Source organism: Streptomyces sp. NPDC059861, assembly GCF_042731435.1.
GTDB lineage: Bacteria > Actinomycetota > Actinomycetes > Streptomycetales > Streptomycetaceae > Streptomyces.
In genome coordinates, this window is the sequence record NZ_JBHWJQ010000010.1 from 23,062 (window position 1) to 48,420 (window position 25,359).

The window sequence follows — 25,359 nt, forward strand, 5'->3', positions numbered from 1 at the left end:
GGCAGGCTGGCGTACGGCACTGTCGGACCCGTCCGGCATACTCGACGGGTGAGCACGATTCCCGAGATCCGTACCCTGCCCGTGCCGGACGGCCTGGAGGGCGAGCGTGTCGACGCCGCCATCTCCCGCATGTTCGGCTTCTCCCGTACCAAGGCCGCGGAGCTCGCCGCGGCGGGCAAGGTGCTGGTCGACGGCACGACGGTCGGCAAGTCCGAGCGGGTGCACGGCGGCGCCTGGATGGAGGTCGAGATGCCGCAGGCGGCCCCACCGGTGCAGGTGGTGGCTGAGCCGGTCGAGGGCATGGAGATCGTCCACGACGACGAGGACGTGGTCGTCATCGTCAAGCCGGTCGGCGTGGCCGCGCACCCGAGCCCGGGCTGGACCGGCCCGACGGTCATCGGCGGCCTGGCCGCCGCGGGGTACCGCATCTCCACGTCCGGCGCCGCCGAGCGCCAGGGCATCGTGCACCGTCTCGACGTCGGTACGTCGGGTCTGATGGCGGTCGCCAAGTCCGAGCGCGCGTACACCTCGCTCAAGCGCCAGTTCAAGGAGCGCACGGTCGACAAGCGGTACCACACCCTCGTCCAGGGCCACCCCGACCCCACCAGCGGCACCATCGACGCGCCCATCGGCCGCCACCCCCAGCACGACTACAAATGGGCGGTCACGGCCGAGGGCAAGCCGTCCGTGACGCACTACGACCTGATCGAGGCCTTCCGCGCCGCCTCGCTGCTGGACGTGAAGCTGGAGACGGGCCGCACCCACCAGATCCGCGTCCACATGGCCGCCCACCGGCACCCCTGCGCCGGCGACCTGACCTACGGCGCCGACCCGACGCTCGCCAAGCGGCTCGGGCTGACGCGGCAGTGGCTGCACGCCGTTCGGCTGGGCTTCGAGCACCCCGGCGACGGCGAGTGGGTGGAGTTCGCCTGCGACTACCCCGAGGACCTGCGACAGGCGTTGGACAAGGTGCGTGAGGAGACCTACGGATGAGCGCCGGGTACGTCGTGCGGGTCGCCGAGGAGGCGGCCGACCGCGAGGCGTGTTTCGCCGTACGCAAGGAGGTCTTCGTCGCCGAACAGGGCGTACCGGAGGACGTGGAGTACGACACGTACGACGCCGGCGCGCTGCATGTGCTCGCCGTGCGGGAGGACGGCGTGCCGCTCGGGACCGGGCGGCTGCTGTACGGCGCCGAGGCGGCCGGCAAGACCGGGGGCGACCTGTCGGTGGGCTCGCTCGGACGGCTCGCGGTGACGCGGGAGGCCCGGGGGCTCGGCGTCGGCGCCGCGCTGGTGCGGGCCATCGAGGACGCGGCCCGCGCGCGCGGACTGGCGGCCGTCGACCTGCACGCGCAGACGCATGCCCTCGGGTTCTACGAGCGGCTGGGATACGTGGCGTACGGCCCGGAGTTCCCCGACGCGGGGATACCGCACCGCTCCATGCGGCGTCCTCTCTAGCGTCCTGGCACGGCTCGGCCGTGCGACGCGGAGCTTGACCGTTCGGCGGGGGTTTCGTCCGTTCTGAGCTCGGAGTGCTGACCGTGGATCAGTTGGCCCTGTTGTTCGTGCTGTTGCTCGGGGCCGTGGTGAGCGTCCCGGTCGGGGACCGGCTGCGGTTGCCGGCGCCGGTGCTGATGACCCTGCTGGGCATCGCGCTGGCGCTGCTGGAGTTCGTGCCGAACGTCGACATCCCGCCGGATCTGATCCTGCCCCTGCTGCTGCCGCCGTTGCTCTACGCCGCCGTGCGGCGCACGTCCTGGCGGCAGTTCACGGCGAACGTCCGGCCGATCTTCCTGCTGGCCGTGGCGCTGGTCTTCGTCACCATGGTGTGTGTGGCCGCCGTGGCCCACGCGATCGTGCCGGGGCTGCCGCTCGCCGCCGCCCTGGCGCTCGGGGCGCTGGTCGCGCCGCCCGACCCGGTCGCGGCGACCGCCGTCGCGGGGCAACTGGGGCTGCCCCGGCGGCTGGTGTCGATCCTGGAGGGCGAGGGGCTGTTCAACGACGTGACGGCCATCGTGCTGTACCACGTGGCGATCGCGGCGGCCGTGAGCGGGACGTTCTCGCCGTGGGAGGCCGGTGGCCAGCTGGTGCTGTCGGCCGTGGTCGCGGTGGCGGTGGGGCTCACGCTCGGCTGGGGCGCGAACAAGCTGATGGACGTGCTCGGGGACGCCACCCTCCAGATCAGCCTGACGCTGCTGGTGCCGTACGCGTCGTACGTGCTGGCCGAGGAGCTGCACGGGTCGGGGGTGCTCGCGGTGCTCACCACCGCGCTCTTCCTCGCCGAGTACGCGAGCGATCCCGACGACGTGCTGACGCGGCTCGCCGGGCACACCTTCTGGGACATCGTCGACACCCTTGTCACCGGTGTCGCGTTCGGGCTGATCGGGCTGGAGCTGCACAACGCGATCCGCACGGCGTCCGGACGGTGGGGCGAGCTGCTGGGGTGGTCGGCGGCGGTCGTGGGGGTCGTCGTACTGGTGCGGCTGGCGTGGCTGCTGCCGGCCACGTGGCTCACCAAGCGGCTGCACGCCAGACGGGACTACGACGAGGAGATCCCCACCAGCTGGCGCGAGACCGTGGTGATGTGGTGGGCCGGGATGCGAGGAGTCGCGTCGGTGGCGCTGGCGCTCGCGATTCCGCTGGAGACGGAGAGCGGGGCTCCGTTCCCCAACCGCGACGAGATCGTGTTCGTCGCGTTCGGGGTGATCATGGCCACGCTGGTGCTCCAGGGGCTGAGCCTGCCGTGGCTGGTGCGGCGGCTGGGGGTGCGGGCGGACACGGCGCAGGAGCAGGAGTTCGAGCGGGCGCTGGCGGTGCGGGCCGCGAAGGCGGCCAAGCGGAGGCTGCGGGAGATCGAGGAGGTGGAGGAGCTGCCGGACGAGCTGTCCGAGCGGATGTTGCGGCGGGCGTCCGACATCGGTTGGCGGATCAGTCCGGAGCTGGGGGAGGACGAGCGGCGGGAGGGGCACGAGCAGCGCGCCCGGCGCGTGCGGCGGCTGCGGCGGATCGAGGGGGAGATGCTGAGTGCGGCGCGGCATGAGGTGCTGGCCGCGCGCAGTGAGGTGGGGGCGGATCCGGAGGTGGTGGATCGGGTGCTGCGGCAGCTGGACGTGCGTAGTCTGCGGTGAGCGCGGGTGCGTGGGTGGGGGGTCGGTCTCCCACCCACGCACCAGCCGTTCCGTTCCGCAGAGGGGTGAGCGTCGCCTGTGGGGCACCGGCGCCGTCGGCGGCTCTCCCTTCGTGGGCTCAGCCTCGGTCCGGCCTCGGGGTCTCCACCGCCCGGCGGGGTGGGCCGTCGGGGGAGCGGCGGTGGCCGTTCGGGCCCGGGGGCAGGCTCGCGTCCGCCGTGTTGACGCGGGGGAGGGCGTACTGGTGTTCCTGGATCAGCCAGGCGATCATCCGCTCGCGGACCGTGACCCGTACCGTCCAGACGTCGTCGGCGTCCTTCGCCGTCACCAGGGCCCGTACCTCCATGGTGTTGGGCGTGGTGTCCGTGACGTCCAGGCCGTAGGCGCGGCCGTCCCAGGCGGGGCACTCGCGCAGGATGTCGCGGAGCTTCTCGCGCATCGCGGCCAGGGGCGCGGTGTGGTCGAGGTGCCAGTAGACGATGCCGGTCATCTGCGGGGTGCCGCGCGACCAGTTCTCGAAGGGCTTGGACGTGAAGTACGACACCGGCATCGTGATCCGGCGCTCGTCCCAGGTGCGGACCGTGAGGTAGGTCAGCGTGATCTCCTCGACGGTGCCCCACTCGCCGTCCACCACGACCGTGTCGCCGATGCGCACCATGTCGCCGAACGCGATCTGCAGCCCAGCGAACATGTTGCTCAGCGTGGACTGCGCCGCCACACCGGCGACGATGCCGAGGATTCCGGCGGAGGCCAGCAGCGAGGCACCCGCCGCGCGCATCGCCGGGAAGGTCAGCAGCATCGAGGCGACGGCGACCACACCGACGACCGCTGCGACCACCCGCGTGATCAGCGTGACCTGGGTGCGCACCCGGCGGACCCGGGCCGGGTCACGCCGGGCGTGGGAGTTGGCGTAGCGCGAGTACGAGGTCTCGACGACCGCCGCCGCGATCCGGATCACCAGCCAGGCCGCCGACCCGATCAGCACCAGCGTGAGCGCCTGGCCGATGCCGACCCGGTGGTCCTCCAGCAGTTGTGCCTCGTCGTACGAGCCTCTCAGCAGCGCGGCGCACAGCACGAGCTGGAAGGGGATGCGGCCGCGGCGCAGCAGACCCCACAGCGGGGTCTCCGGGTGCCGTTGGTCGGCCTTGCGCAGCAGCAGGTCGGTGGCCCACCCGATGAGCAGGCCGAGCACGACCGAGCCGCCGATGACTATGAGGGGGCGGAGCAGGTTCTCCATGCCCTCGAACGTAACCAGTCCCGCGGGGCAGTGAACATGTGACTTCCCGGCGGATCTGGGTACTGCCCCGGACCTGACCCGTCGCAACCGGCTGGCACCATGGCCTCATGAACATCATGCTGTTTCACTCGACCTACGGCCTCGGACCCGCGGTGCGCGCCGCGGCGGACCGGCTGCGAGCGGCCGGTCACGAGGTGTGGACGCCGGACCTCTTCGAGGGGCGCACTTTCGGGACGGCCGAGGAGGGCATGGCGTTCAAGGAGGAGGTCGGCAAGGACGAGCTGCTGAGGCGGGCGGTGCTGGCCGCCGCGCCCTACTCGGAGCGCGGCCTGGTCTACGCCGGGTTCTCCCTCGGTGCCTCGGTGGCGCAGACCCTCGCGCTGGGCGACGGGAAGGCGCGCGGGCTGCTGCTCCTGCACGGCACGTCGGACCTCGCCCCCAACACCTCGGTGGACGACCTGCCGGTGCAGTTGCATGTCGCCGAGCCGGACCCCTTCGAGACGGACGACTGGCTGAGCGCCTGGTATCTGCAGATGCGCCGCGCCGGGGCGGACGTGGAGGTCTACCGCTACGCCGGGGCCGGGCACCTGTACACCGACCCCGGGCTGCCGGACTACGACGAGGAGGCCGCCGAGGCCACCTGGCGGGTGGCGCTCGGCTTCCTCCAGAGCCTCTAGGATCGGCTCAGGCCGGCGGTCACACGGGGTCGTACGCGCGCTCCACCTTCTGCGTGCCGCTGCGGGTGCGGTACGAGCGGCTCCAGGAGGCCCTCGTGTCGGCCTTGGTCCGGTCGGCCAGGACGTAGTAGTCCATCTGCGCGCGCTCGGCGGTGATGTCCAGAACGCCGTAGCCGTGGCGGTCGGTGTCGACCCAGTGGACGTGCCGGTTGGCCGCGCGGATGAGCGGCGAGGCGAGGGCGGAGACGGTGCCCTCGGGGACCTTCACGAGGTCGTCGAGGTTGTCGGAGGTGACCGAGGTGACCACGAACTCCGTGGCGGCGGACGCCGACAGCGGGTACGTACCTGCGTTCACCGGTACGTCGTTGGCCCACGCCATGTGGATGTCGCCGGTCAGGAACACCGTGTTGCGGATCGCGTTCGCGCGCAGGTGGGTGAGGACCTCGCGGCGGTCGTCGGTGTAGCCGTCCCACTGGTCGGTGTTGACGGCCAGGCCCTCCTGCGGCAGGCCCAGCAGCTTGGCCAGCGGCTTGAGCAGCTCGGCGGAGAGCGAGCCGATGGCGAACGGCGAGATCATCACCGAGTTGCCGACCAGCCGCCAGGTGGTGTCCGAGGACTTCAGGCCCGCCTTCAGCCAGTCGAGCTGCGCGCGCCCGGTGAGCGTGCGCTCCGGGTCGTCGACGTCGCCGTTGCCGAGACCCACCTGCTGCGAGCGGAAGGAGCGCAGGTCGAGCAGGGAGAGGTCGGCGAGCTTGCCGAAGCGCAGCCGCCGGTAGGTGGTGCCGGCGATGGCCGGGCGGACCGGCATCCACTCGAAGTAGGCCTGCTTGGCGGCGGCCTGGCGGGCCGCCCAGGTGCCCTCGGCGCCCTCGGTGTGGTTCTCGGCGCCGCCGGACCAGGCGTCGTTGGCGATCTCGTGGTCGTCCCAGATGGCCACCACCGGGGCGGCCGCGTGCAGCGCCTGGAGGTCCGGGTCCGTCTTGTAACGACCGTGCCGTATGCGGTAGTCGGCGAGGGTGGTGATCTCGTGCGCGGGGGCGTGGGCGCGCACGGAGGTGCCTCGGGTACCGTACTCGCCCGCCGGGTACTCGTAGATGTAGTCGCCGAGGTGCAGCCAGGCGTCCAGGTCGCCGCGGACGGCGAGGTGGCGGTAGGCGGCGAAGTAGCCCGCCTCCCAGTTGGCGCAGGAGACGACGCCGAAGCGGAGGTTCGCGACCGCCGCGTCGGTGGCGGGGGCGGTGCGGGCGCGGCCGGCCGGGGAGTCGGTGCCACCGGCCGAGAAGCGGAACCAGTAGTCGGTGGCCGGTGCGAGGCCGCGGATGTCGGCCTTGACCGTGTGGTCGGAGGCCGCGGTCGCGGTGGTGGACCCCTTGGCGACGATGTTCATGAACGCCTTGTCCGTGGCCACGGTCCAGCTGACCGGGGTGTCCGGGCCGAGTCCGGAGCCGGGCGTCGCCTCGGCGGTGGGCGTCACGCGGGTCCACAGCAGGATGCCGTCCGGGAGCGGGTCACCGGAGGCGATGCCGTGCAGGAAGGCGGTTGTCTCGGAGGCCGCGAGGGCAGGCAGGGCGCCGGCGAGCGGCGCGGCGAGAACGGCTCCGGCGGCGGCCGCCTTGACGACCGCACGGCGGCGCGGAGTAGGGGAGTTGAGGCCCGTGTCGGGTCTGTGTCGACTGGTCACGGGCGATCAGATTACTGATCGGTAGCGCTTTCGGTAAGGCACGGGTACGCGAAGAGCGGGCGAACCGGCAAGAGTTCGCCCGCTCGTTCTTCGCGCTTTCGTACGACGTCACCGCCTGACGTCGTGTTACTTGGTGACGCCCGCGTCCTTGAGCGCCTTCTCCCACTCGGCGACGGTGCTCGGGTTCTCGATCACCTTGTCGTTGATCTTGATGGTCGGGGTCGACTTGACGTCCTTGGTGTTGTCGAAGGAGTCGCTCATCCTCATCGCCCAGGCGTCGTACGTGCCCTTCTCGACGGCGTCCTGGAACTTCTTGTTGTTCTTCAGCGCGTCCACCGTGTCCGCCACCTTGATCAGGTAGTCGTCCTTGGCCAACTCGTCGCTGGACTCCTCGGGGTGGTACTCCGACGAGTACAGCGCGGACTTGTAGTCGAGGAAGGCCTCGGGGCTGACGTTCAGCGCGGCGCCGAGCGCGCTCAGGGCGTTCTTGGAGCCCTCGCCGCCGAGGTTGCCGTCGAGGAAGGTGCCGAGGGTGAGGGAGAGCTTGTAGTCGCCGTCCTCCATGCCCTTGTTGACGGTCTCGCCGACGGTCTGCTCGAAGGAGGCGCAGGCCGGGCAGCGCGGGTCCTCGTAGAGGTGGACCAGGTTGTCGGACTTTGACTCGCCGACCAGGATCGTGGTGCCGTCCTTGCCGGAGGTGTTGGCCGGGGCGACGACCTCGGCGTCGGCGGCCTCCTCCCACTTGCTCGGCTGGTTGGTCTGGACGACGGCGTAGCCGATGCCGCCGGCCACGGCGAGGACGCCGACGACCGAGCAGGCGACGATGATCTGCCGCCTGACCTTGGCACGCTTGGCCTCACGCTCGCGCTCGACCCGCAGCCGCTCCCGGGCCGCCGTCTTCGCCGCCTGGCTGTTCCGCTTGCTCATGGTGGTGTTCTCCGTGTGGGACGCGCACGGATCGCGTGCGCTTGCTCGGTGGGGGACTGGACGTGCGTCGCTGGTCGCGGTACGCGTTCGCCCGACGCCGTCGGGGTGGAGCGCCGCTGAGGGCGTGGCGGGGGATCGTCGACTGCGCGTGCCTCGTGGCCTGTCGCGCAGTTCCCCGCGCCTCTCAGGGCGCGCCGCGGTGCTGGACGCCTGGTCCGTCAGGCGAAGGCGGCGACGCGCGGCGGGCCACGCCGTCCCAGGGAGTGGGTGAGGAGCCGGTCGCGCGCGGGGGCCGTACGACGCGTGGGGCGCGGGAGCCGGGGGGCCGGTGCGGCGGGCCGCACCGTGCGGGCGGCGGCCGCCAGCAGCAGCGGCCGGAACGTGGTCGCGGCCATCGCGCTCAGCAGCTGGGCCAGGGCCCGCTCGCCGCGGCGCAGCCAGGCGGCCGCGAGCAGGCCGACGCCGACATGGGCGCCGAGCAGCAGCCAGGCGGTCTGCGGGTGCGCGTGCGCCAGGACGGAGGCGACCCGGTCGGTGCCGGCGGTGCCCGCCATCCGCGCGAGCGGTGAGCCCACGTCGCCGCCGCCGCACAGCACGTCCAGGCCGAACGAGCGCAGCGGGCCCGCGACCGGGCCGCCCGCCCGGCCGTAACAGGCGTGCTGGCCCGCGGTGAACACCGTGTCGGCGGCCAGCTCCAGGGGGATCAGCAGCGCGGCGATCCTGCCGAAGCCGCGTTCACGGCCGGCCAGCGCGTACGCGATGACGAACACGGTGGCGGCGATCGCCGCCACCGTGCCCAGCGGCAGCGGGGCCCGGGACAGCAGCACGTGCGACGCGGTGCTGAGCGTCACGACGATCGCCGTGAACAGCGCCGCGCGTACGGCTCTGAGATGTGTCCCGGATATGTCCATAGCGGGGAGAGTGTGTCACGGACTCCCGTAAGGGACTCCTAAAGGGTCCCTGTGAGGTCCTGGGTGGACGGTCGGTCGGTCAGAGGCCGGGAATCCGGCCGTTGCGGAAGAGGTCGACGAAGATCTGGTGGTCGGCACGCGCGCGGGCGCCGTAGGTGTGCGCGAAGTCCACCAGGAGCGGCACGAGGCCGTCCTCGTCGCCCGCGAGGGCCGCGTCGATGGCCCGCTCCGTGGAGAACGGCACCAGGTCGGAGTGGCCCGAGTCGTCGTCGGCGGCCGAGTGCATGGTGGCCGTGGAGCGGCCCAGGTCGGCGACGACCGCGGCGATCTCCTCGGGGTCGTCGATGTCGCCCCAGTCCAGGTCGACGGCGTACGGCGACACCTCGGCGACCAGCTGGCCCGCCCCGTCCAGCTCGGTCCAGCCGAGCCACGGGTCGGCGTGCGCCTGGAGGGCGCGCTGGGAGATCACCGTGCGGTGGCCCTCGTGCTGGAAGTACTCGCGGATCGCCGGGTCGGTGATGTGCCGGGAGACGGCCGGGGTCTGGGCCTGCTTGACGTAGATCACCACGTCGTTCTCCAGGGCGTCGCTGTTGCCCTCCAGCAGGATGTTGTACGACGGCAGGCCGGCCGAGCCGATGCCGATGCCGCGGCGGCCGACGACGTCCTTGACCCGGTACGAGTCCGGGCGGGTCAGCGAGGACTCGGGGAGCGTCTCCAGGTAGCCGTCGAAGGCCGCGAGCACCTTGTAGCGCGTGGCCGCGTCCAGCTCGATGGAGCCGCCGCCCGGGGCGAACCGGCGTTCGAAGTCACGGATGTCGGTCATCGAGTCCAGCAGCCCGAACCGGGTCAGCGAGCGGGCGACACGCAGCGCGTCCAGCAGCGGGCCCTCGGCCGTGTCCAGGGTGAACGGCGGCACCTCGTCGCTCTTGGCGCCGGTGGCCAGCGCGCGCACCCGCTCGCGGTAGGCCGTCGCGTAGATCGTCACCAGCTCGGTGATCTGCTCGTCGCTGAGCGCCTTCGCGTACCCGATGAGGGCTATGGAGGCGGCGAAGCGCTTCAGATCCCAGGTGAAGGGGCCGACGTACGCCTCGTCGAAGTCGTTGACGTTGAAGATCAGCCGGCCGTTCGAGTCCATGTACGTGCCGAAGTTCTCCGCGTGCAGGTCGCCGTGGATCCACACGCGCGAGGTGCGCTCGTCCAGGAACGGCCCGGTGTATGTCCCGTCGTCGCCGCGCCCGGCGCTCTCGGCGTCCAGGTCGTGGTAGAAGAGGCAGGCCGTGCCCCGGTAGAAGGCGAACGCCGAGGCCGCCATCTTCCGGAACTTCACCCGGAACGCGGCCGGGTCGGCGGCGAGCAGCTCGCCGAAGGCGGTGTCGAAGACGGCGAGGATCTCCTCGCCGCGGTGCTCGTCGTCGAGCTGGGGGAACGACATCGCTGGGTGCCTCCTGGTGCGGGTCGTGCGTGACCTGTGGGACGGATGGTGCGCGCACACCGGCACAGCCCGTCCGCCACCTTCCAACGCACGAAGGTACGCGGGAGTGCCCGTCGAGTGTCAGAGCCGGGGCATAGACTTCGACGCTGTCCCCCAGACTGTCCGCAGCCTGTCGGACCCCCGTCGACGTACGTTTTCCTTGGAGGCCGAAGCCGTGTCGAAGCCGCCGTTCACGCACCTGCACGTCCACACCCAGTACTCGCTGCTGGACGGTGCCGCGCGGCTGAAGGACATGTTCAACGCGTGCAACGAGATGGGCATGACGCACATCGCCATGTCCGACCACGGCAACCTCCACGGGGCCTACGACTTCTTCCACAGCGCGAAGAAGGCGGGCGTCACCCCGATCATCGGCATCGAGGCGTACGTCGCCCCCGAGTCCCGGCGCAACAAGCGCAAGATCCAGTGGGGCCAGCCGCACCAGAAGCGGGACGACGTCTCCGGTTCGGGCGGTTACACCCACAAGACGATGTGGGCCGTGAACAAGACGGGTCTGCACAACCTCTTCCGGCTGTCCTCGGACGCGTACGCCGAGGGGTGGCTCCAGAAGTGGCCCCGGATGGACAAGGAGACGATCTCCCAGTGGTCCGAGGGGATCGTCGCGTCCACCGGCTGCCCCTCAGGCGAGCTCCAGACCCGGCTGCGCCTCGGTCAGTACGACGAGGCGCTGAAGGCGGCCGCCGACTACCAGGACATCTTCGGCAAGGACCGCTACTTCCTGGAGCTGATGGACCACGGCATCGAGATCGAGCACCGGGTCCGCGACGGCCTCCTGGAGATCGGCAGGAAGCTCGGCATCCCCCCGCTGGTCACCAACGACTCGCACTACACGTACGCGCACGAGGCGGGCGCCCACGACGCGCTGCTGTGCATCCAGACCGGCAAGAACCTCTCCGACCCCGACCGCTTCAAGTTCGACGGCACCGGCTACTACCTGAAGTCCACGGACGAGATGTACGCCATCGACTCCTCGGACGCCTGGCAGGAGGGCTGCGCCAACACGCTCCTGGTGGCCGAGATGGTCGACACCGACGGCATGTTCGAGAAGCGCGACCTCATGCCCAAGTTCGACATCCCCGAGGGCTTCACCGAGGTCACCTGGTTCAAGGAGGAGGTGCGCCGCGGCATGGAGCGCCGCTTCCCCGGCGGCATCCCCGAGGACCGCCAGAAGCAGGTCGAGTACGAGATGGACGTCATCATCCAGATGGGGTTCCCGGGCTACTTCCTCGTCGTCGCCGACTTCATCATGTGGGCCAAGAACAACGGCATCGCGGTCGGCCCCGGCCGAGGCTCCGCGGCCGGCTCGATCGTCGCCTACGCCATGGGCATCACGGACCTCGACCCCATCCCGCACGGCCTGATCTTCGAGCGGTTCCTCAACCCCGAGCGCGTCTCCATGCCCGACGTCGACATCGACTTCGACGAGCGCAGGCGCGTCGAGGTGATCAGGTACGTGACGGAGAAGTACGGCGCCGACAAGGTCGCCATGATCGGCACCTACGGCAAGATCAAGGCGAAGAACGCCATCAAGGACTCCGCGCGCGTGCTCGGCTACCCGTACGCGATGGGCGACCGCCTCACCAAGGCGATGCCCGCCGACGTCCTCGGCAAGGGCATCGACCTCGACGGCATCACCAACCCCTCGCACCCGCGCTACAGCGAGGCGGGCGAGATCCGCGGGATGTACGAGAACGAGCCGGACGTCAAGAAGGTCATCGACACCGCGAAGGGCGTCGAGGGCCTGGTGCGGCAGATGGGCGTGCACGCCGCCGGTGTGATCATGTCCAGCGAGCCCATCGTCGACCACGCCCCGATCTGGGTGCGGCACACGGACGGCGTGACCATCACGCAGTGGGACTACCCGCAGTGCGAGTCGCTCGGCCTGCTGAAGATGGACTTCCTCGGCCTGCGCAACCTGACGATCATGGACGACGCCGTGAAGATGGTGAAGTCCAACAAGGGCATCGACCTCGACCTGCTCTCCCTGCCGCTCGACGACCCGACGACCTTCGAACTCCTCCAGCGCGGCGACACCCTCGGCGTCTTCCAGTTCGACGGCGGCCCCATGCGCTCGCTGCTGCGCCTGATGAAGCCCGACAACTTCGAGGACATCTCCGCCGTGTCGGCGCTGTACCGTCCCGGCCCGATGGGCATGGACTCGCACACCAACTACGCGCTGCGCAAGAACAAGCTCCAGGAGATCACCCCGATCCACAAGGAGCTGGAGGAGCCCCTCCAAGAGGTCCTGGCCGTCACCTACGGCCTGATCGTCTACCAGGAGCAGGTACAGAAGGCGGCCCAGATCATCGCCGGGTACTCGCTCGGCGAGGCCGACATCCTCCGCCGTGTGATGGGCAAGAAGAAGCCCGACGAACTGGCCAAGAACTTCGTCCTCTTCCAGAAGGGCGCCCGGGACAAGGGCTACAGCGACGAGGCCATCCAGGCCCTGTGGGACGTGCTGGTCCCCTTCGCCGGCTACGCGTTCAACAAGGCGCACTCCGCCGCGTACGGCCTGGTGTCGTACTGGACCGCCTACCTCAAGGCGAACCACCCCGCCGAGTACATGGCAGCCCTGCTGACCTCGGTCAAGGACGACAAGGACAAGTCGGCCGTCTACCTCAACGAGTGCCGCCGCATGGGCATCAGGGTGCTCCCGCCGAACGTCAACGAGTCGGTGCACAACTTCGCCGCCCAGGGCGACGACGTGATCCTCTTCGGCCTGGAGGCCGTGCGCAACGTCGGTACGAACGTCGTCGAGTCGATCATCAAGAGCCGCAAGGCCAAGGGCAAGTACGCGTCCTTCCCCGACTACCTCGACAAGGTCGACGCGACCGCGTGCAACAAGCGCACCACGGAGTCCCTGATCAAGGCGGGCGCGTTCGACAGCCTGGGGCACACCCGCAAGGGCCTCACCGCGCACTTCGAGCCGATGATCGACAACGTGGTCGCGGTCAAACGCAAGGAGGCCGAGGGCCAGTTCGACCTCTTCGGCGGCATGGGCGAGGAGGAGAGCGACGAGCCCGGCTTCGGACTCGACGTCGTCTTCACCGACGAGGAGTGGGACAAGACCTACCTGCTCGCCCAGGAGCGGGAGATGCTCGGTCTGTACGTCTCCGACCACCCGCTCTTCGGCCTGGAGCACGTGCTGTCCGACAAGGCCGACGCGGGCATCGCCCAACTCACCGGTGGTGAGCACGCGGACGGCGCGGTGGTCACCATCGGCGGCATCATCTCGGGATTGCAGCGCAAGATGACCAAACAGGGCAACGCCTGGGCGATCGCGACGGTCGAGGACCTCGCCGGTTCCATCGAGTGCATGTTCTTCCCGGCGACGTACCAGCTGGTGTCGACCCAACTGGTCGAGGACGCCGTGGTGTTCGTCAAGGGCCGCCTCGACAAGCGCGAGGACGTGCCGCGGCTGGTCGCGATGGAGCTGATGGTCCCCGACCTGTCCAACGCGGGCACCAACGCGCCCGTGGTGCTCACCATCCCGGCGGTGAAGGTCACTCCGCCGATGATCAGCCGGCTCGGCGAGATCCTCACCCACCACAAGGGCGACAGCGAGGTGCGGATCAAGCTCCAGGGGCCGACGAAGACGACCGTTCTGCGCCTGGACCGGCACCGGGTGAAGCCGGACCCCGCGTTGTTCGGCGATCTGAAGGTGCTGCTCGGGCCGTCCTGCCTGGCGGGCTGAGGTCCCCCGTCCCGACGTGAGCGAGGGGCGCCTCCGATGCCGGACGCGCCCCTCGTCATCTGCCGGGGCCGCAACGACCCGCTGTGCGGATGTCAGTTGTGGCCGAAACGCTTCTGCCGGCCCTTGCGGGCCACGTCTATCGGCGACGGCTGCGCGGCCTGCTGCTCCGACATCGGCTCCGCCGACTGCTGCTCCGGCTGCCGGGCGGCACGGCCGGTCTGCTGCTGCTTACGGTCACGGTTCTTGTTCTTGGCCATGGTGATCTGCCTCCTGAGGGGGATCTAGGGGCCAGGGCCGGGACCAGATTCACATATGCCGATAACGATCGCATGTCGGACAATTACCGTGTGTGACAGGGCTTGTCGGCGCGAGAGGGGAGCGCGAATACCCGAAACGCCACGCCGAAGATCGAGTTCGGGCCGTTAACCCCCGCGTGGTCGGGCAGACTCGAAGGAAGCCCGAAGCAAACCTCCCGGGAAGAGGGTGAGTCGCGTGGACCGCTGCGTCGTCCTGGTGGACGCCGGGTATCTGCTGGGGGCCGCCGCCAGCCTCCTCGCCGGGGAGCCCTCACGGTCCCGGATCACCGTGGATCACACCGCCCTGATCCAGGGGCTGCGAGAACGCGCCGAGTCCGACACGGAACGGCCGCTGCTGCGCATCTACTGGTTCGACGGCGCCCCCGACCGCGTTCCGCAACCCGAGCACCGCCGACTGCGCGTGATGCCCCGGGTCACGGTCCGCCTCGGCGCGCTCACCCGCAGCGACGGCCGGTGGAACCAGAAGGGCGTCGACGCCGCGATGCACGCCGAGCTCACCGAGCTGGCACGCAACCGCGCCTGCTCCGACATCGTCCTGGTGACCGGCGACGGCGATCTGCTGCCGGGCATGATGGCCGCCAAGGAGCACGGGGTCGCCGTGCACCTGTGGGCCGTACAGGCCGCCGACGGCGACTACAACCAGTCCGAGGACCTGGTCGCCGAGGCCGACGAGCGGCGCGTGCTCGACCGGACGTGGATCACCAAGGCCGTACGCGCCAAGGAACTGGGCGGGATCTGCGCACCGCCGCCCGTACCCCGGCCGGAGATCGCCGCGATCCTGTCCGCGCCGCTGCCCGACTCCACGCTCGCCCCCGCCACCGAGCGGCCCGCCGACGAGCCGCCGCGCACCGCCCCGGCCGCCGCACAGAACGGCGCCGAGGAGCGGGTCCCGGCGCCCAAGGGCGTCCCGACGCCCAAGGACCTGGCCGCGCTGCGCGCCCACGGCCCGCAGCCCCCGCAGCCCGCCACCGCGACCCTGCGCTGGTCCTCCGACAAGGGCTGGGTGGACCGCCCCGGCGTCGCCGCTGAGCCGCCCGAGGTCGCCTCCATGCCGACGCTGGCGCAGTTGACGACGGCGGAGCAGCGGTGGGCCGACCGGGAGGAGGACATCACGACCGTCGGCGGGGACCCGTACGAGGTCGGACAGGTGTTCGCGCGACGGTGGATGGCCCGGCTCGGCGACCAGGCCCACCTGCAGAAGCTGTCCGGGATGTACCCACGGATCCCACACCGGATCGACGGGGAACTGCTGCGGTACGCCGCCCGCTTCGGGCTGCTCGCCCACAAGGACGACCAGATCGACGAGCACGACCGGTACGCGATCCGGGCCGGTTTCTGGCGGGAGATCGACGTCCGTACGGCGGCCGAACCCGCCCCCGCCGTGGAGCAGTGAGCGGTGCCCGGGCGGCTCCGGCGCCGCCCGGCGCCGCCGTGCTCGCGTGCCGTTGCGGTGGGTTCATGCTCAGAGGCGGTTTTCGTGGCGTAGGCCGACCCGGGAGCGTGCCGGGGGTGTGGACCCCGTAGGCTCGTCCCTTGTGAGTACGCGCGCGGCACAGGCCTTCCGGGACAGTGGTGAGGTCGTGTGTGCGGTACGTGGGCTGACCAAGACCTATCCGGCGGTACGGGCCCGGCGCGGGACGCCCGCCACACCAGAGGTCCGGGCCACCGACGACGTGCGGCTCGATGTGCGCCGGGGTGAGATCTTCGGGCTGCTCGGGCCGAACGGCGCCGGCAAGTCCACCCTCGTCCGCCAGCTGACCGGCTTGATGCGGCCCGACAAGGGCAGTGTCGAGATCCTCGGCCACGACATCGTGCGCCACCCGGAGCGGGCCTCACGCATCCTCGCCTACCTCGGGCAGGAGTCCACCGCCCTCGACGAACTGACCGTGGCCCTCGCCGCCGAGACCACCGCGCGGCTGCGCGGACTGGACGCGCGGCCGGCGCGGGCGGAGCGGGACGCCGTGCTGGAGGAGCTGGGGCTCACCGCGATCGCCGGGCGGCCGCTGAAGAAGCTCTCCGGCGGACAGCGGCGGCTGGCCTGCCTCGCCGCGGCGCTGGTGGGGGAGCGGCCGCTGCTCGTGCTGGACGAGCCCACCGCGGCGATGGACCCCGTGGCGCGGCGGGCCGTGTGGTCCGCGGTGGACCGGCGCCGGGCCGAGCGCGGCACGACCGTCGTGCTGGTCACCCACAACGTCATCGAGGCCGAGACCGTGCTCGACCGGGTCGCCGTCCTGGACCAGGGACGCGTGATCGCCTGCGACACCCCTTCCGGGCTGAAGGAGCAGGTCGCCGGTGAGGTGCGGGTCGATCTGGTGTGGCGCGAGCGGGCCCCGCTGGACGTGCCCGAGGTGGCCGCGCTGCGGGACCGGGTCGTGGAGTCCGGGCGGCGCTGGACGCTGCGGCTGGCCCCGGAGGAGGCCCGCGCGGTCGTCTCGACGGTCACCGGCGGGGCCGCCTTCGCCGCATTGGACGACTTCACCCTGACCACGCCGAGCCTGGAGGACGTGTACATGGCGCTCGGCGGGGCGGCGCGGCAGGGGCTGGTCAAGGCATGAGCGTGAGTCGTCGGGCCGTCGCATCCGTACGGAACGGGGGAAACGCCGGAGTGAAACCGCGGAAGGGGAGCAGCGCGACGTGAGTGTCGTACCCGCAGAAGTGCTGCCGGGCAGTGTCCTGGCCGCCGACGGAGCGGCCCGGGGCGCGGCCGAGCTCGCGCCGCCCGCGCGGCTGTGGCCGTCGCTGGCGGCCGTCTACCGGGCGCAGCTGTCCCGGGCGCGGGTGGCGCGGATCCCGCTGCTGTTCGTGGCGACCTTCCAGTCCGTCGGCATCATGATCATGATGCGGGGCGTGGTGGACGGCGGGGGCGAGGCGCAGACCGTGGTGGCCGGCTCGTCGATCGTGGTCGTCGCGTTCGTCGCGCTGAACCTCCTCGCGCAGTACTTCGGGCAACTCAGGGCCACCGGCGGGCTCGACCACTACGCCACGCTGCCGGTGCCGCCGGCCGCGGTGGTGCTGGGAGCCGCGGGGGCGTACGCGTCCTTCACCGTGCCGGGGACGCTGGTGACCGCCGTCTTCGGATGCGTGCTGTTCGGGTTGCCGATGGCCAACCTGTGGGTCCTGCTGGCCGTGATCCCGCTGGCCGGGGCCGCGCTGGCCGGGCTCGGGGCCGCCCTCGGGCTGCTCGCGCCGCGGCCGGAGCTGGCCACGCTGCTGGGGCAGCTCGGGATGTCGGCGGCGCTGCTGCTGGGCGTGCTGCCGCCGGACCGGATGCCGGAGATCGTGCGGTTCGCCCGGGATCTGCTGCCGTCGACGTACGGGGTGGAGGCGTACGCGCGGACCTTCGCCGCGCAGCCCGACTGGGCCCGGGTGGCCGCGGACCTCGCCGTGTGCGCCGGGGTCGGGGTGATCTCGCTGGCGGTCGCCACCTGGGCGTACCGCCGGGCCGCCGTCCGGTGACGCACGCCACGGACGGGCCTGGCACGATGTCAGGGTGACAGCACCGTTGACGCCACCACCGCCGCCGCATGAACAGTCCTCGCACCGTGCGTGGCCCCCGGCCGGGGCCGGACACGGTGCGGGTGGGCACGCTCACGCCGTCGCTCACGGAAGCGCCCAGGCGAGCAAGGGTGAGGACGGGCCCGGGATGAAGACCGAGCTGCGGGAGGCCACCGTGATCACGGTGGTCCTGGCGCTGTGCGGGGTGCTGCTCGGGGTGCTGTGGGACTGGCTGGCGCCACGAGTGCCGCTGGTCGGTGACGTGGTGAGCGGGACGTGGGTCGTCTACCTCAAGGACACCGAGGGGGAGCAGTCGATCGGGGTCGACGGAACGTTCACTCTCCTCGCGCTGGCGTTCGGTGCGGTGAGCGCGTTCGTGGTGTTCCTGGTGCGGCGGCGCGGGGGTGCGCCGCTCGTGGTCGCGCTGGGCCTCGGCGGGCTGCTCGGGTCGCTGCTCGCCTGGCGGCTGGGCGTATGGCTCGGGCCCGGGCAGGACGTGCTGGCGCACGCCAAGGACGTGGGCAAGGGGGTGACCTTCTCGGCGCCGCTGGAGCTGGCGGCGAAGGGGGCGCTGCTGGCCTGGTCGTTCTCGGGACTGCTGGTGCACCTGGGGCTGACGGCGTTGTTCGGGCCCCGGGATCCCGAGCCGGTGGGGTACGGGCCGCACGGAGAGGCCCGGTAGCTCGCACAGCCGGCCGGACCGACCGTGAGAGGGCTGGGACACGGCTCCGGCGGCCCCGGCGACGGGCGCCGGCCCCTACGACGGACGCCGGCCATGGTTGGCCCGGCGTTTCCGTATGCGCCACTTGCGTTTCCGGGTCTTCTTCGACATGTCCTGTCCGCTTGACCGAGAAAGGACATCCCGTCGAGAGGTCAGGCGCGGCCGATGGGGGCCAGGGTCGCCTCGGTGAGCCCGGCCAGGTCCTGAGGCGACAGCTCCACCTCCAGGCCGCGGCGGCCCGCCGAGACGCAGATCGTGGCGTGGGCGGCGGCCGAGCCGTCCAGGACGGTGACGAGCTTCTTGCGCTGTCCGAGAGGCGAGATGCCACCCCGGACGTAGCCCGTGGTGCGTTCCGCCAGGGCCGGGTCGGCCATCGCCGCCTTCTTGCCGCCCACCGCCACCGCCAGCGCCTTCAGATCCAGCGTGCCCGCCACCGGGACCACCGCGACCGTCAGGGTGCCGTCGACGTCCGCCACCAGCGTCTTGAAGACGCGGTCCGGTGAGACGCCCATCGCCTGTGCCGCCTCCTCGCCGTAGGAGGGGTGGGACGGGTCGTGGTCGTAGGAGTGGATCGTGAAGTCCACGCCCGCCGCCGTCAGCGCCACCGTCGCGGGCGTGCCGCCGGACTGCTGGTTCTTCTTCGGCTTCTTCGCCATCCGGGCTGTTCCCCAGGTCGTCGCAGGTCAGTTCAGGCTCGTCGGTGCCCGCGTCAGCTCCGACGCCGGCAGTGACGGCAGGCTACGGATGATGGCCGTCTCGGAGCGAAGGAGTTTCAGCTCGTCGCGCAGCCGGGACGCGGTGTCCGGCGCCTGGAGCAGCCGCTGCTTGGTGGGGGTGTCCAGCATCACCGCGGCCGCCACCAGGTACGACACCACCGACGGCTCGTCCGGCAGGTCGCCGCCCGTCGACAGCGAGCGCTCGCGTGCTCCCGCCAGCCGCTTCTGGTACTGCCGGAACGCCCGCAGCACCCCCTCGGCCAGCGCCCCCGCCTCGTCGCCCGGCTCCTCCGGCAGCTCCTCCAGCTCCGCCGTGAGGAACGGCCCCGACGCGTTCACCGACAGCAGCCGCACCCGGGTCGTCCCGGTCGCCAGCACCTCGAACGTGCCGTCGGCCCGCTCCCGGATCGTCGCCGCGTCGGCCACGCAGCCCACGCCGTGGAACGCCTTGGCCGGATCGGCGCCGAAGCCGGCCGCCGAGCCCCGCTCGGGCACCGACGTCGGGTCGGGCAGGCCGGGCTCGCTGGCCGCGACCTCGTGGCCGTCGCGGATCGTCACGACGGCGAAGCGGCGCGATTCGTCCTCGGGGGTCTTCAGGAGCGTGCGCATCATGGCGCGGTAGCGCTCCTCGAAGATGTTCAAGGGGAGCACCAGCCCCGGGAACAGCACTGTGTTCAGGGGGAAGAGCGGCAGCCGGACGGTGGTCACGACGCTAGAGCCTAATGGTCGCCGGACCGTACCCGTCCGCCCCGCCCACTCCCTGGGCACCGCGGAGCGCCCTAATTGCGCCGCAGCAGCCGTGTCGCCCCCGCCGCGACCGTCGTGGCGAGGATCCAGCCGAGCAGGACCAGAGCGGCGGCGAGCCACTGCCAGCCGCCGTCCAGATGCCAGAAACCCATCTGGCCCAGGTCGATCACCGGCAGCAGCAGGTCGAGGGCGAACAGGGCGGGGTTCCACGGCGGCTCGCCGGTGCTGGTGCCGGTCCGGGGCCGCCCGGCGGACGCGAAGGCCAGCGAGCCCGCCGCCCACAGCACCGCCATCCACACCGCGGCCCGCCCCGGCCGGTACCCGTAGGCCACCGCCAAGTCCTGCGCGTACCCCCAGAGCTTCCCGGTCGGCGGCAGGGTCTCGCGGCGGCGGCGGTGCTTGGCGAGCAGCACCTCGCGCGCGTCCTCGTCCTCGCCGCTCGCGCGCAGCACGGCGGCGAGCCGCTCATACGGCTCCGGGTGGTACTCGGCGGTCGCCGCGGCCACCCAGGCCAGCCGCCGGGCCAGCGGGAACGACCCCTGGGGCACCAGGTTCTCGTAGACGAAGCCCCGCATGGCCAGATTGCCGATGCCGGGCCAGCTGCCCGCCCGGTCGACGAGGTTGATCGTCCGTGCGCCGGACAGCACCACCTTGCCACGCTGCGGCCGCTCCCCGAGGAAGCGCAGCTCGGGAGCCTGCACCCGGCGCAGGGACAGTTCCTGGTCATCGGTGAAGGTGAACCGGGCGCGTTCCAGGTCGACCGCGTCCCCGAACCGGCCGTCGTCGAGGCGCACCCCGCCCTGGCACTCGAAGTGCTGGATCCGGGTCCCGCGCGCGGGTGTGCGTCCGGCCAGCTGCGGGCCGCCGACGCCCGCCGGGGAGAGGTACAGCGTGCGCCCCACGGTCAGCTGCGGGGCGTTCAGCGCCTGCCGGGTGTACGGATTGCGCAGTCGGGCCCCGCGCAGGCTGAGCGAGACGCCCACGTTCGCGCTGCGCAGGCTCAGCTCGCCGTGCGACTCCAGCATCTCGGCCTGGAGGTCCTGGCCGACGGTGATGCCGTCCGCGGAGATCGAGCGACCGGTGCGGTCCCGGTGTACGACGGCCTGGTTGAGCAGCAGGTCCGTGCCGATGTGCGCGTCGGTCAGCCGGACGCCGCCCAGGAACCGGCAGCGCGGCAGATGCAGATCACCCTCGGTGTTCACCCGGGCGGCCTCCAGCCGCGGCACCGAGCAGTTCACCAGCCGTACGGTCCTGAACCGGGCCTCCGGCATCAATATCTCCCGCTCGAAGCGGCAGCTCCGCAGCTCGACGTACGGCACCACCGCGCCGCCCGCGAGGTCCAGGCTGCCGCTGATCTGCACGCCGGTCAGCTTCAGCGCGGACACCCGGCCCGCCAGGGCGGGCGGCCCGTCCAGGAGCAGCCAGCACACGATGCGCGCCCGCACGGTCCGTCCGGGCCCCCAGGGGTGCCGGCCGTGCGGATCGTCCACCACGGTGTCCCCGCTGCTCAGGTCGTACACGCTGCCGTTGCGGAAGGCCTGCCACATACCGGCCTCGGCGGCGTTCAGATCGTCCGGCAGTTCCCCGTCCCGGAGGCCGGCACCGTCGGTCACGGTGTTCCCTCCCTCCCCTGCTACTCACGGGTTTCGTACTGCCGTTCATGCCCGCTGGGTGACGCGCCGAACACGCCAGGTGAAGGTGATCTTCCAGGTGGTTGCACACAGCGTGAGCGGGGTCTCGTATCAGCCATTGATACGCGCGGACGGCGCCCCGTCCGGGTCTGCGAGAATTGGGTGTGTGATCTCCCGAATCGATCTGCGCGGCGACGCCCTCCCGGAGGGTCCCGCCCTGCGCGACCTGCTGCCCCGAGCCGACTTCGACGTTGCGGCCGCCCTGGAGAAGGTGCGTCCGATCTGCGAGGCCGTGCATCATCGGGGCGACGCGGCGCTGATCGACTTCGCCGAGAAGTTCGACGGCGTCAAGCTCGACCGGGTGCGGGTGCCCGCCGCGGCGCTCGCCCGCGCGTTGGAGGAGCTCGATCCGGCCGTGCGCGCGGCCCTGGAGGAGTCCATCCGGCGGGCCCGCCTCGTCCACCGGGAGCAGCGCCGCACCAGCCACACCACCAAGGTCGTGCCCGGCGGCTCGGTCACCGAGAAGTGGGTGCCGGTCGAGCGGGTCGGCCTGTACGCGCCGGGTGGCCGCTCCGTCTACCCGTCGTCCGTGGTCATGAACGTCGTGCCCGCCCAGGAGGCCGGCGTCGAGTCGATCGCGCTCGCCTCCCCGGCGCAGGCGGAGTCCGGCGGGCTGCCGCACCCCACGATCCTCGCCGCGTGCGCCCTGCTCGGCGTCGACGAGGTGTACGCGGCCGGCGGCGCGACGGCCGTGGCGATGTTCGCCTACGGCACCGAGTCCTGCGCGCCCGCCAACATGGTCACCGGCCCGGGCAACATCTGGGTCGCCGCGGCCAAGCGCTTCTTCACCGGCAGGATCGGCATCGACGCCGAGGCCGGCCCGACCGAGATCGCCGTGCTGGCCGACGCCACCGCCGACCCGGTGCACGTCGCGTCCGACCTGATCAGCCAGGCCGAGCACGACCCGCTGGCGGCGGCGGTGCTGGTCACCGACTCCGCCGAGCTGGCCGACGCGGTGGAGCGCGAGCTGGAGCCGCAGGTCGCGGCCACCAAGCACATCGACGACCGGATCGTCCCGGCCCTCAAGGGCAGGCAGTCCGCGATCGTCCTGGTCGACGGCATCGACGAGGGCCTGCGGGTGGTCGACGCCTACGGCGCCGAGCACCTGGAGATCCAGACGGCCGACGCCGCCGCGGTGGCCGAACGGGTCCGCAACGCCGGCGCGATCTTCGTCGGCCCCTGGGCGCCGGTCACGCTCGGCGACTACGCGGCCGGGTCCAACCACGTCCTGCCCACCGGCGGCTGCGCCTGCCACTCCTCGGGCCTGTCCGTGCAGTCCTTCCTGCGAGGTATCCACATCGTCGACTACACGCGGGACGCGCTGGCCGAGGTCGCGCACCACGTGGTGACGCTGGCGGAGGCGGAGGACCTGCCCGCGCACGGCGCGGCGATCAAGGCCCGGTTCGACTGGAAGGTACCCGTGGGCAAGTGACTGGCATCGACGATCTCCCCGTACGGGACGAGCTGCGCGGCAAGTCCCCCTACGGCGCGCCCCAACTGGACGTGCCCGTACGGCTGAACACCAACGAGAACCCCTACCCCCTGCCCGAGCCGCTGGTCGAACGGATCGCCGAGCGGGTCCGCGAGGCGGCCCGGAACCTCAACCGCTACCCCGACCGCGACGCGGTCGAGCTGCGCACCCGGCTCGCCGCCTACCTGACCACGACCTCGGGACACGAGGTCGGTCCCGCCGAGGTCTGGGCGGCCAACGGCTCCAACGAGGTCATCCAGCAGCTGCTGCAGACCTTCGGCGGACCGGGCCGCACGGCCCTCGGCTTCGAGCCGTCGTACTCGATGCACGGCCTCATCGCGCGCGGGACGGGCACCGGCTGGATCTCCGGTCCCCGGCAGGCCGACTTCTCCATCGACGCCGCGGCCGCCGAGAAGGCGATCGCCGAGCACCGGCCCGACGTCGTCTTCGTCACCACCCCCAACAACCCCACCGGCAACGCGGTCCCGCGCGAGACGGTGGTGGCCCTCTACGAGGCCGCACAGGCGGCGAAGCCGTCGATGGTGGTCGTGGACGAGGCGTACGTCGAGTTCAGCCACGGCGCCTCGCTGCTGCCGCTGCTGGAGGGCCGCCCGCATCTGGTGATCTCCCGGACCATGTCCAAGGCCTTCGGCGCGGCCGGCCTGCGCCTCGGCTATCTGGCCGCGGCCCCGGCCGTCGTCGACGCCGTGCAACTCGTACGGCTGCCCTACCACCTGTCGGCGGTCACCCAGGCGACCGCCCTGGCCGCCCTGGAGCACACCGGCACACTGCTCGGATACGTCGAGCAGTTGAAGGCCGAGCGGGACCGGCTGGTCGCCGAACTGCGCGCGATCGGCTACGACGTCACCGAGTCGGACGCCAACTTCGTGCAGTTCGGCCGGTTCGCCGACGCCCACGAGGCCTGGCAGAGGATCCTCGACCGGGGCGTCCTGGTCCGGGACAACGGCGTACCGGGGTGGCTGCGGGTCACCGCCGGGACGCCGGACGAGAACGACGCGTTCCTCGACGCGGTCCGTGAGTTGAAGAAGGAGCAGAGTTCATGAGCCGCGTGGGACGCGTGCAGCGCACGACCAAGGAGACATCGGTCGTCGTCGAGATCGACCTCGACGGCACCGGCAAGGTCGACGTGTCGACCGGGGTCGGCTTCTACGACCACATGCTCGACCAGCTCGGCCGGCACGGTCTGTTCGACCTGACCGTGAAGACCGAGGGCGACCTCCACATCGACTCGCACCACACCATCGAGGACACCGCCCTCGCGCTGGGCGCCGCCTTCAAGCAGGCGCTCGGCGACAAGGTGGGGATCTACCGCTTCGGCAACTGCACGGTGCCCCTGGACGAGTCCCTCGCCCAGGTCACCGTCGACCTGTCCGGCCGCCCCTACCTCGTGCACACCGAGCCCGAGAAGATGGCGCCGATGATCGGCGAGTACGACACGACGATGACCCGGCACATCCTGGAGTCGTTCGTCGCCCAGGCGCAGATCGCGCTGCACGTGCACGTGCCCTACGGGCGCAACGCGCACCACATCGTGGAGTGCCAGTTCAAGGCGCTGGCCCGGGCCCTGCGCTACGCCTGCGAGCGCGACCCGCGCGCGGCCGGCATCCTCCCGTCGACGAAGGGCGCGCTGTGACCGGCACCTCCACGCTGCTGATCGTCGTCGGCCTCTTCCTGGTCGGCGGCATCGTCTCCTTCGTCAAGCAGCAGATGCCCAAGGGCCTGATCGTGCTGCTCTCCATCGGCGCCGCGATGTGCCTGGTCGCGGGCGTCCTGCGGTTGGAGGTGTGGAATTGAGCGCCCCCAGGAGCGTCGTCGTCCTCGACTACGGCTTCGGCAACGTGAGGTCGGCCGAGCGCGCCCTCGCGCGCGTGGGAGCCGACGTCGAGATAACCCGTGACTTCGACAAGGCCATGAACGCCGACGGCCTGCTGGTGCCGGGCGTCGGCGCCTTCGCCGCCTGCATGGCCGGCCTGCGTGAGGCCCGCGGCGACTGGATCATCGACCGGCGGCTGGCCGGCGGGCGCCCCGTGATGGGTATCTGCGTGGGCATGCAGATCCTCTTCGCCCGGGGCATCGAGCACGGCGTCGAGACCGAGGGCCTCGACGAGTGGCCCGGCGCGGTCGAGCCGCTGCAGGCCGAGATCGTGCCGCACATGGGCTGGAACACCGTGGAGGCACCGGCCGGCTCCGAGCTGTTCGCCGGCCTGGACGCCGACGCCCGCTTCTACTTCGTGCACTCCTACGCCGTACAGGACTGGACCCTGGAGACGGCGAACCCGGCGATGCGCGCACCGCTCGTCACCTGGTCCACGCACGGCAAGCCCTTCGTGGCCGCCGTGGAGAACGGCGCCCTGTGGGCCACGCAGTTCCACCCCGAGAAGTCCGGCGACGCCGGCGCGCAGCTGCTCACCAACTGGATCGGAACCCTGTAGAG

General features: G+C 71.5%; 23 protein-coding genes. 14 read left to right on the plus strand and 9 right to left on the minus strand.

The genetic code is table 11. From position 1 onward, the window contains the following. Positions 1–48 precede the first annotated feature (48 nt). From ACFV6X_RS11410 to ACFV6X_RS11420, 3 genes are all read left to right on the plus strand, one after another. Complete coding sequence (locus ACFV6X_RS11410) at positions 49–993, plus strand: RluA family pseudouridine synthase (RefSeq protein ID WP_385381004.1); 945 nt, start codon at positions 49–51, stop codon at positions 991–993. Then, on the plus strand, positions 990–1,457 hold the full coding sequence (locus ACFV6X_RS11415) for a GNAT family N-acetyltransferase (protein ID WP_385381007.1): 468 nt from the start codon (positions 990–992) through the stop codon (positions 1,455–1,457). Before ACFV6X_RS11410 ends, ACFV6X_RS11415 begins: the two co-directional genes overlap by 4 nt. Positions 1,458–1,540: 83 nt before the next feature. After that, positions 1,541–3,127 (plus strand): Na+/H+ antiporter, encoded by a 1,587-nt coding sequence (locus ACFV6X_RS11420; protein WP_385381009.1) that lies wholly within the window; start codon positions 1,541–1,543, stop codon positions 3,125–3,127. 118 nt (positions 3,128–3,245) lie between these two features. Here ACFV6X_RS11420 and ACFV6X_RS11425 read toward each other — a convergent pair whose 3' ends face one another. Continuing rightward, a complete protein-coding gene (locus tag ACFV6X_RS11425; protein ID WP_385381012.1) occupies positions 3,246–4,364 on the minus strand; it encodes a mechanosensitive ion channel family protein in 1,119 nt (372 codons plus the stop codon). 107 nt (positions 4,365–4,471) lie between these two features. Here ACFV6X_RS11425 and ACFV6X_RS11430 point away from each other — a divergent pair, with 107 nt between their 5' ends. After that, positions 4,472–5,041 (plus strand): dienelactone hydrolase family protein, encoded by a 570-nt coding sequence (locus ACFV6X_RS11430; RefSeq protein WP_385381015.1) that lies wholly within the window; start codon positions 4,472–4,474, stop codon positions 5,039–5,041. 19 nt (positions 5,042–5,060) lie between these two features. Here the strand turns inward: ACFV6X_RS11430 and ACFV6X_RS11435 are convergent, their stop codons facing one another. The 4 genes from ACFV6X_RS11435 to ACFV6X_RS11450 form a co-directional block, all read right to left on the minus strand. Further along, entirely contained in the window at positions 5,061–6,722 is a 1,662-nt protein-coding gene (locus ACFV6X_RS11435) for an alkaline phosphatase D family protein (protein ID WP_385381018.1), read from the minus strand. A 126-nt stretch (positions 6,723–6,848) separates the two neighbouring features. Further along, positions 6,849–7,649, minus strand: coding sequence for a DsbA family protein (locus ACFV6X_RS11440; RefSeq protein WP_385381020.1), 801 nt, complete (start codon positions 7,647–7,649; stop codon positions 6,849–6,851). Between the two features lie 218 nt (positions 7,650–7,867). Next, a complete protein-coding gene (locus ACFV6X_RS11445) occupies positions 7,868–8,560 on the minus strand; it encodes a hypothetical protein (RefSeq protein ID WP_385381023.1) in 693 nt (230 codons plus the stop codon). A gap of 79 nt (positions 8,561–8,639) precedes the next feature. Beyond that, positions 8,640–9,992, minus strand: a complete 1,353-nt coding sequence (locus ACFV6X_RS11450; RefSeq protein WP_385381026.1) for a DUF2252 domain-containing protein — start codon at positions 9,990–9,992, stop codon at positions 8,640–8,642. A gap of 214 nt (positions 9,993–10,206) precedes the next feature. Between ACFV6X_RS11450 and dnaE the strand changes: the two genes are divergently transcribed. Beyond that, a complete protein-coding gene (gene dnaE, locus ACFV6X_RS11455; protein ID WP_385381029.1) occupies positions 10,207–13,746 on the plus strand; it encodes a DNA polymerase III subunit alpha in 3,540 nt (1,179 codons plus the stop codon). Positions 13,747–13,838: 92 nt separating this feature from the next. Here dnaE and ACFV6X_RS11460 read toward each other — a convergent pair whose 3' ends face one another. Then, positions 13,839–14,003 carry a hypothetical protein gene (locus ACFV6X_RS11460; RefSeq protein WP_365457409.1) on the minus strand — a complete coding sequence of 55 codons (165 nt, stop codon included), beginning with the start codon at positions 14,001–14,003 and terminating at the stop codon, positions 13,839–13,841. A 235-nt stretch (positions 14,004–14,238) separates the two neighbouring features. Between ACFV6X_RS11460 and ACFV6X_RS11465 the strand changes: the two genes are divergently transcribed. The 4 genes from ACFV6X_RS11465 (at position 14,239) to ACFV6X_RS11480 (ending at position 18,240) form a co-directional block, all read left to right on the plus strand. Continuing rightward, positions 14,239–15,456: an NYN domain-containing protein gene (locus ACFV6X_RS11465; RefSeq protein WP_385381032.1), complete on the plus strand. Its 1,218-nt coding sequence runs from the start codon at positions 14,239–14,241 to the stop codon at positions 15,454–15,456. A gap of 142 nt (positions 15,457–15,598) precedes the next feature. Then, positions 15,599–16,618, plus strand: a complete 1,020-nt coding sequence (locus ACFV6X_RS11470; RefSeq protein ID WP_385381035.1) for an ABC transporter ATP-binding protein — start codon at positions 15,599–15,601, stop codon at positions 16,616–16,618. 79 nt (positions 16,619–16,697) lie between these two features. Next, the gene (locus ACFV6X_RS11475; protein ID WP_385381038.1) at positions 16,698–17,519 is read left to right on the plus strand and encodes an ABC transporter permease; all 822 of its coding nucleotides are present in this window, start codon (positions 16,698–16,700) and stop codon (positions 17,517–17,519) included. A gap of 34 nt (positions 17,520–17,553) precedes the next feature. After that, positions 17,554–18,240 (plus strand): AAA family ATPase, encoded by a 687-nt coding sequence (locus ACFV6X_RS11480; RefSeq protein WP_385381041.1) that lies wholly within the window; start codon positions 17,554–17,556, stop codon positions 18,238–18,240. Between the two features lie 191 nt (positions 18,241–18,431). Here the strand turns inward: ACFV6X_RS11480 and ybaK are convergent, their stop codons facing one another. The 3 genes from ybaK to ACFV6X_RS11495 form a co-directional block, all read right to left on the minus strand. Continuing rightward, the gene (gene ybaK, locus ACFV6X_RS11485; RefSeq protein WP_385381044.1) at positions 18,432–18,935 is read right to left on the minus strand and encodes a Cys-tRNA(Pro) deacylase; all 504 of its coding nucleotides are present in this window, start codon (positions 18,933–18,935) and stop codon (positions 18,432–18,434) included. Between the two features lie 27 nt (positions 18,936–18,962). Next, on the minus strand, positions 18,963–19,703 hold the full coding sequence (locus ACFV6X_RS11490) for an LON peptidase substrate-binding domain-containing protein (RefSeq protein WP_385381047.1): 741 nt from the start codon (positions 19,701–19,703) through the stop codon (positions 18,963–18,965). Positions 19,704–19,774: 71 nt separating this feature from the next. Next, positions 19,775–21,355 carry an oxidoreductase gene (locus tag ACFV6X_RS11495; RefSeq protein ID WP_385381049.1) on the minus strand — a complete coding sequence of 527 codons (1,581 nt, stop codon included), beginning with the start codon at positions 21,353–21,355 and terminating at the stop codon, positions 19,775–19,777. 184 nt (positions 21,356–21,539) lie between these two features. Between ACFV6X_RS11495 and hisD the strand changes: the two genes are divergently transcribed. The 5 genes from hisD to hisH are packed head-to-tail and all read left to right on the plus strand — an operon-like array spanning position 21,540 to position 25,357. Continuing rightward, positions 21,540–22,865, plus strand: a complete 1,326-nt coding sequence (gene hisD, locus ACFV6X_RS11500; RefSeq protein WP_385381052.1) for a histidinol dehydrogenase — start codon at positions 21,540–21,542, stop codon at positions 22,863–22,865. Continuing rightward, positions 22,862–23,968: a histidinol-phosphate transaminase gene (locus ACFV6X_RS11505; protein WP_385381054.1), complete on the plus strand. Its 1,107-nt coding sequence runs from the start codon at positions 22,862–22,864 to the stop codon at positions 23,966–23,968. Before hisD ends, ACFV6X_RS11505 begins: the two co-directional genes overlap by 4 nt. Continuing rightward, positions 23,965–24,558 carry an imidazoleglycerol-phosphate dehydratase HisB gene (gene hisB, locus ACFV6X_RS11510; protein ID WP_365457436.1) on the plus strand — a complete coding sequence of 198 codons (594 nt, stop codon included), beginning with the start codon at positions 23,965–23,967 and terminating at the stop codon, positions 24,556–24,558. Before ACFV6X_RS11505 ends, hisB begins: the two co-directional genes overlap by 4 nt. Further along, a complete protein-coding gene (locus ACFV6X_RS11515; RefSeq protein ID WP_365457439.1) occupies positions 24,555–24,719 on the plus strand; it encodes a hypothetical protein in 165 nt (54 codons plus the stop codon). Before hisB ends, ACFV6X_RS11515 begins: the two co-directional genes overlap by 4 nt. Next, on the plus strand, positions 24,710–25,357 hold the full coding sequence (gene hisH, locus ACFV6X_RS11520) for an imidazole glycerol phosphate synthase subunit HisH (protein ID WP_385381057.1): 648 nt from the start codon (positions 24,710–24,712) through the stop codon (positions 25,355–25,357). The genes ACFV6X_RS11515 and hisH overlap by 10 nt, the downstream gene beginning before the upstream one ends. Positions 25,358–25,359 lie beyond the last annotated feature (2 nt).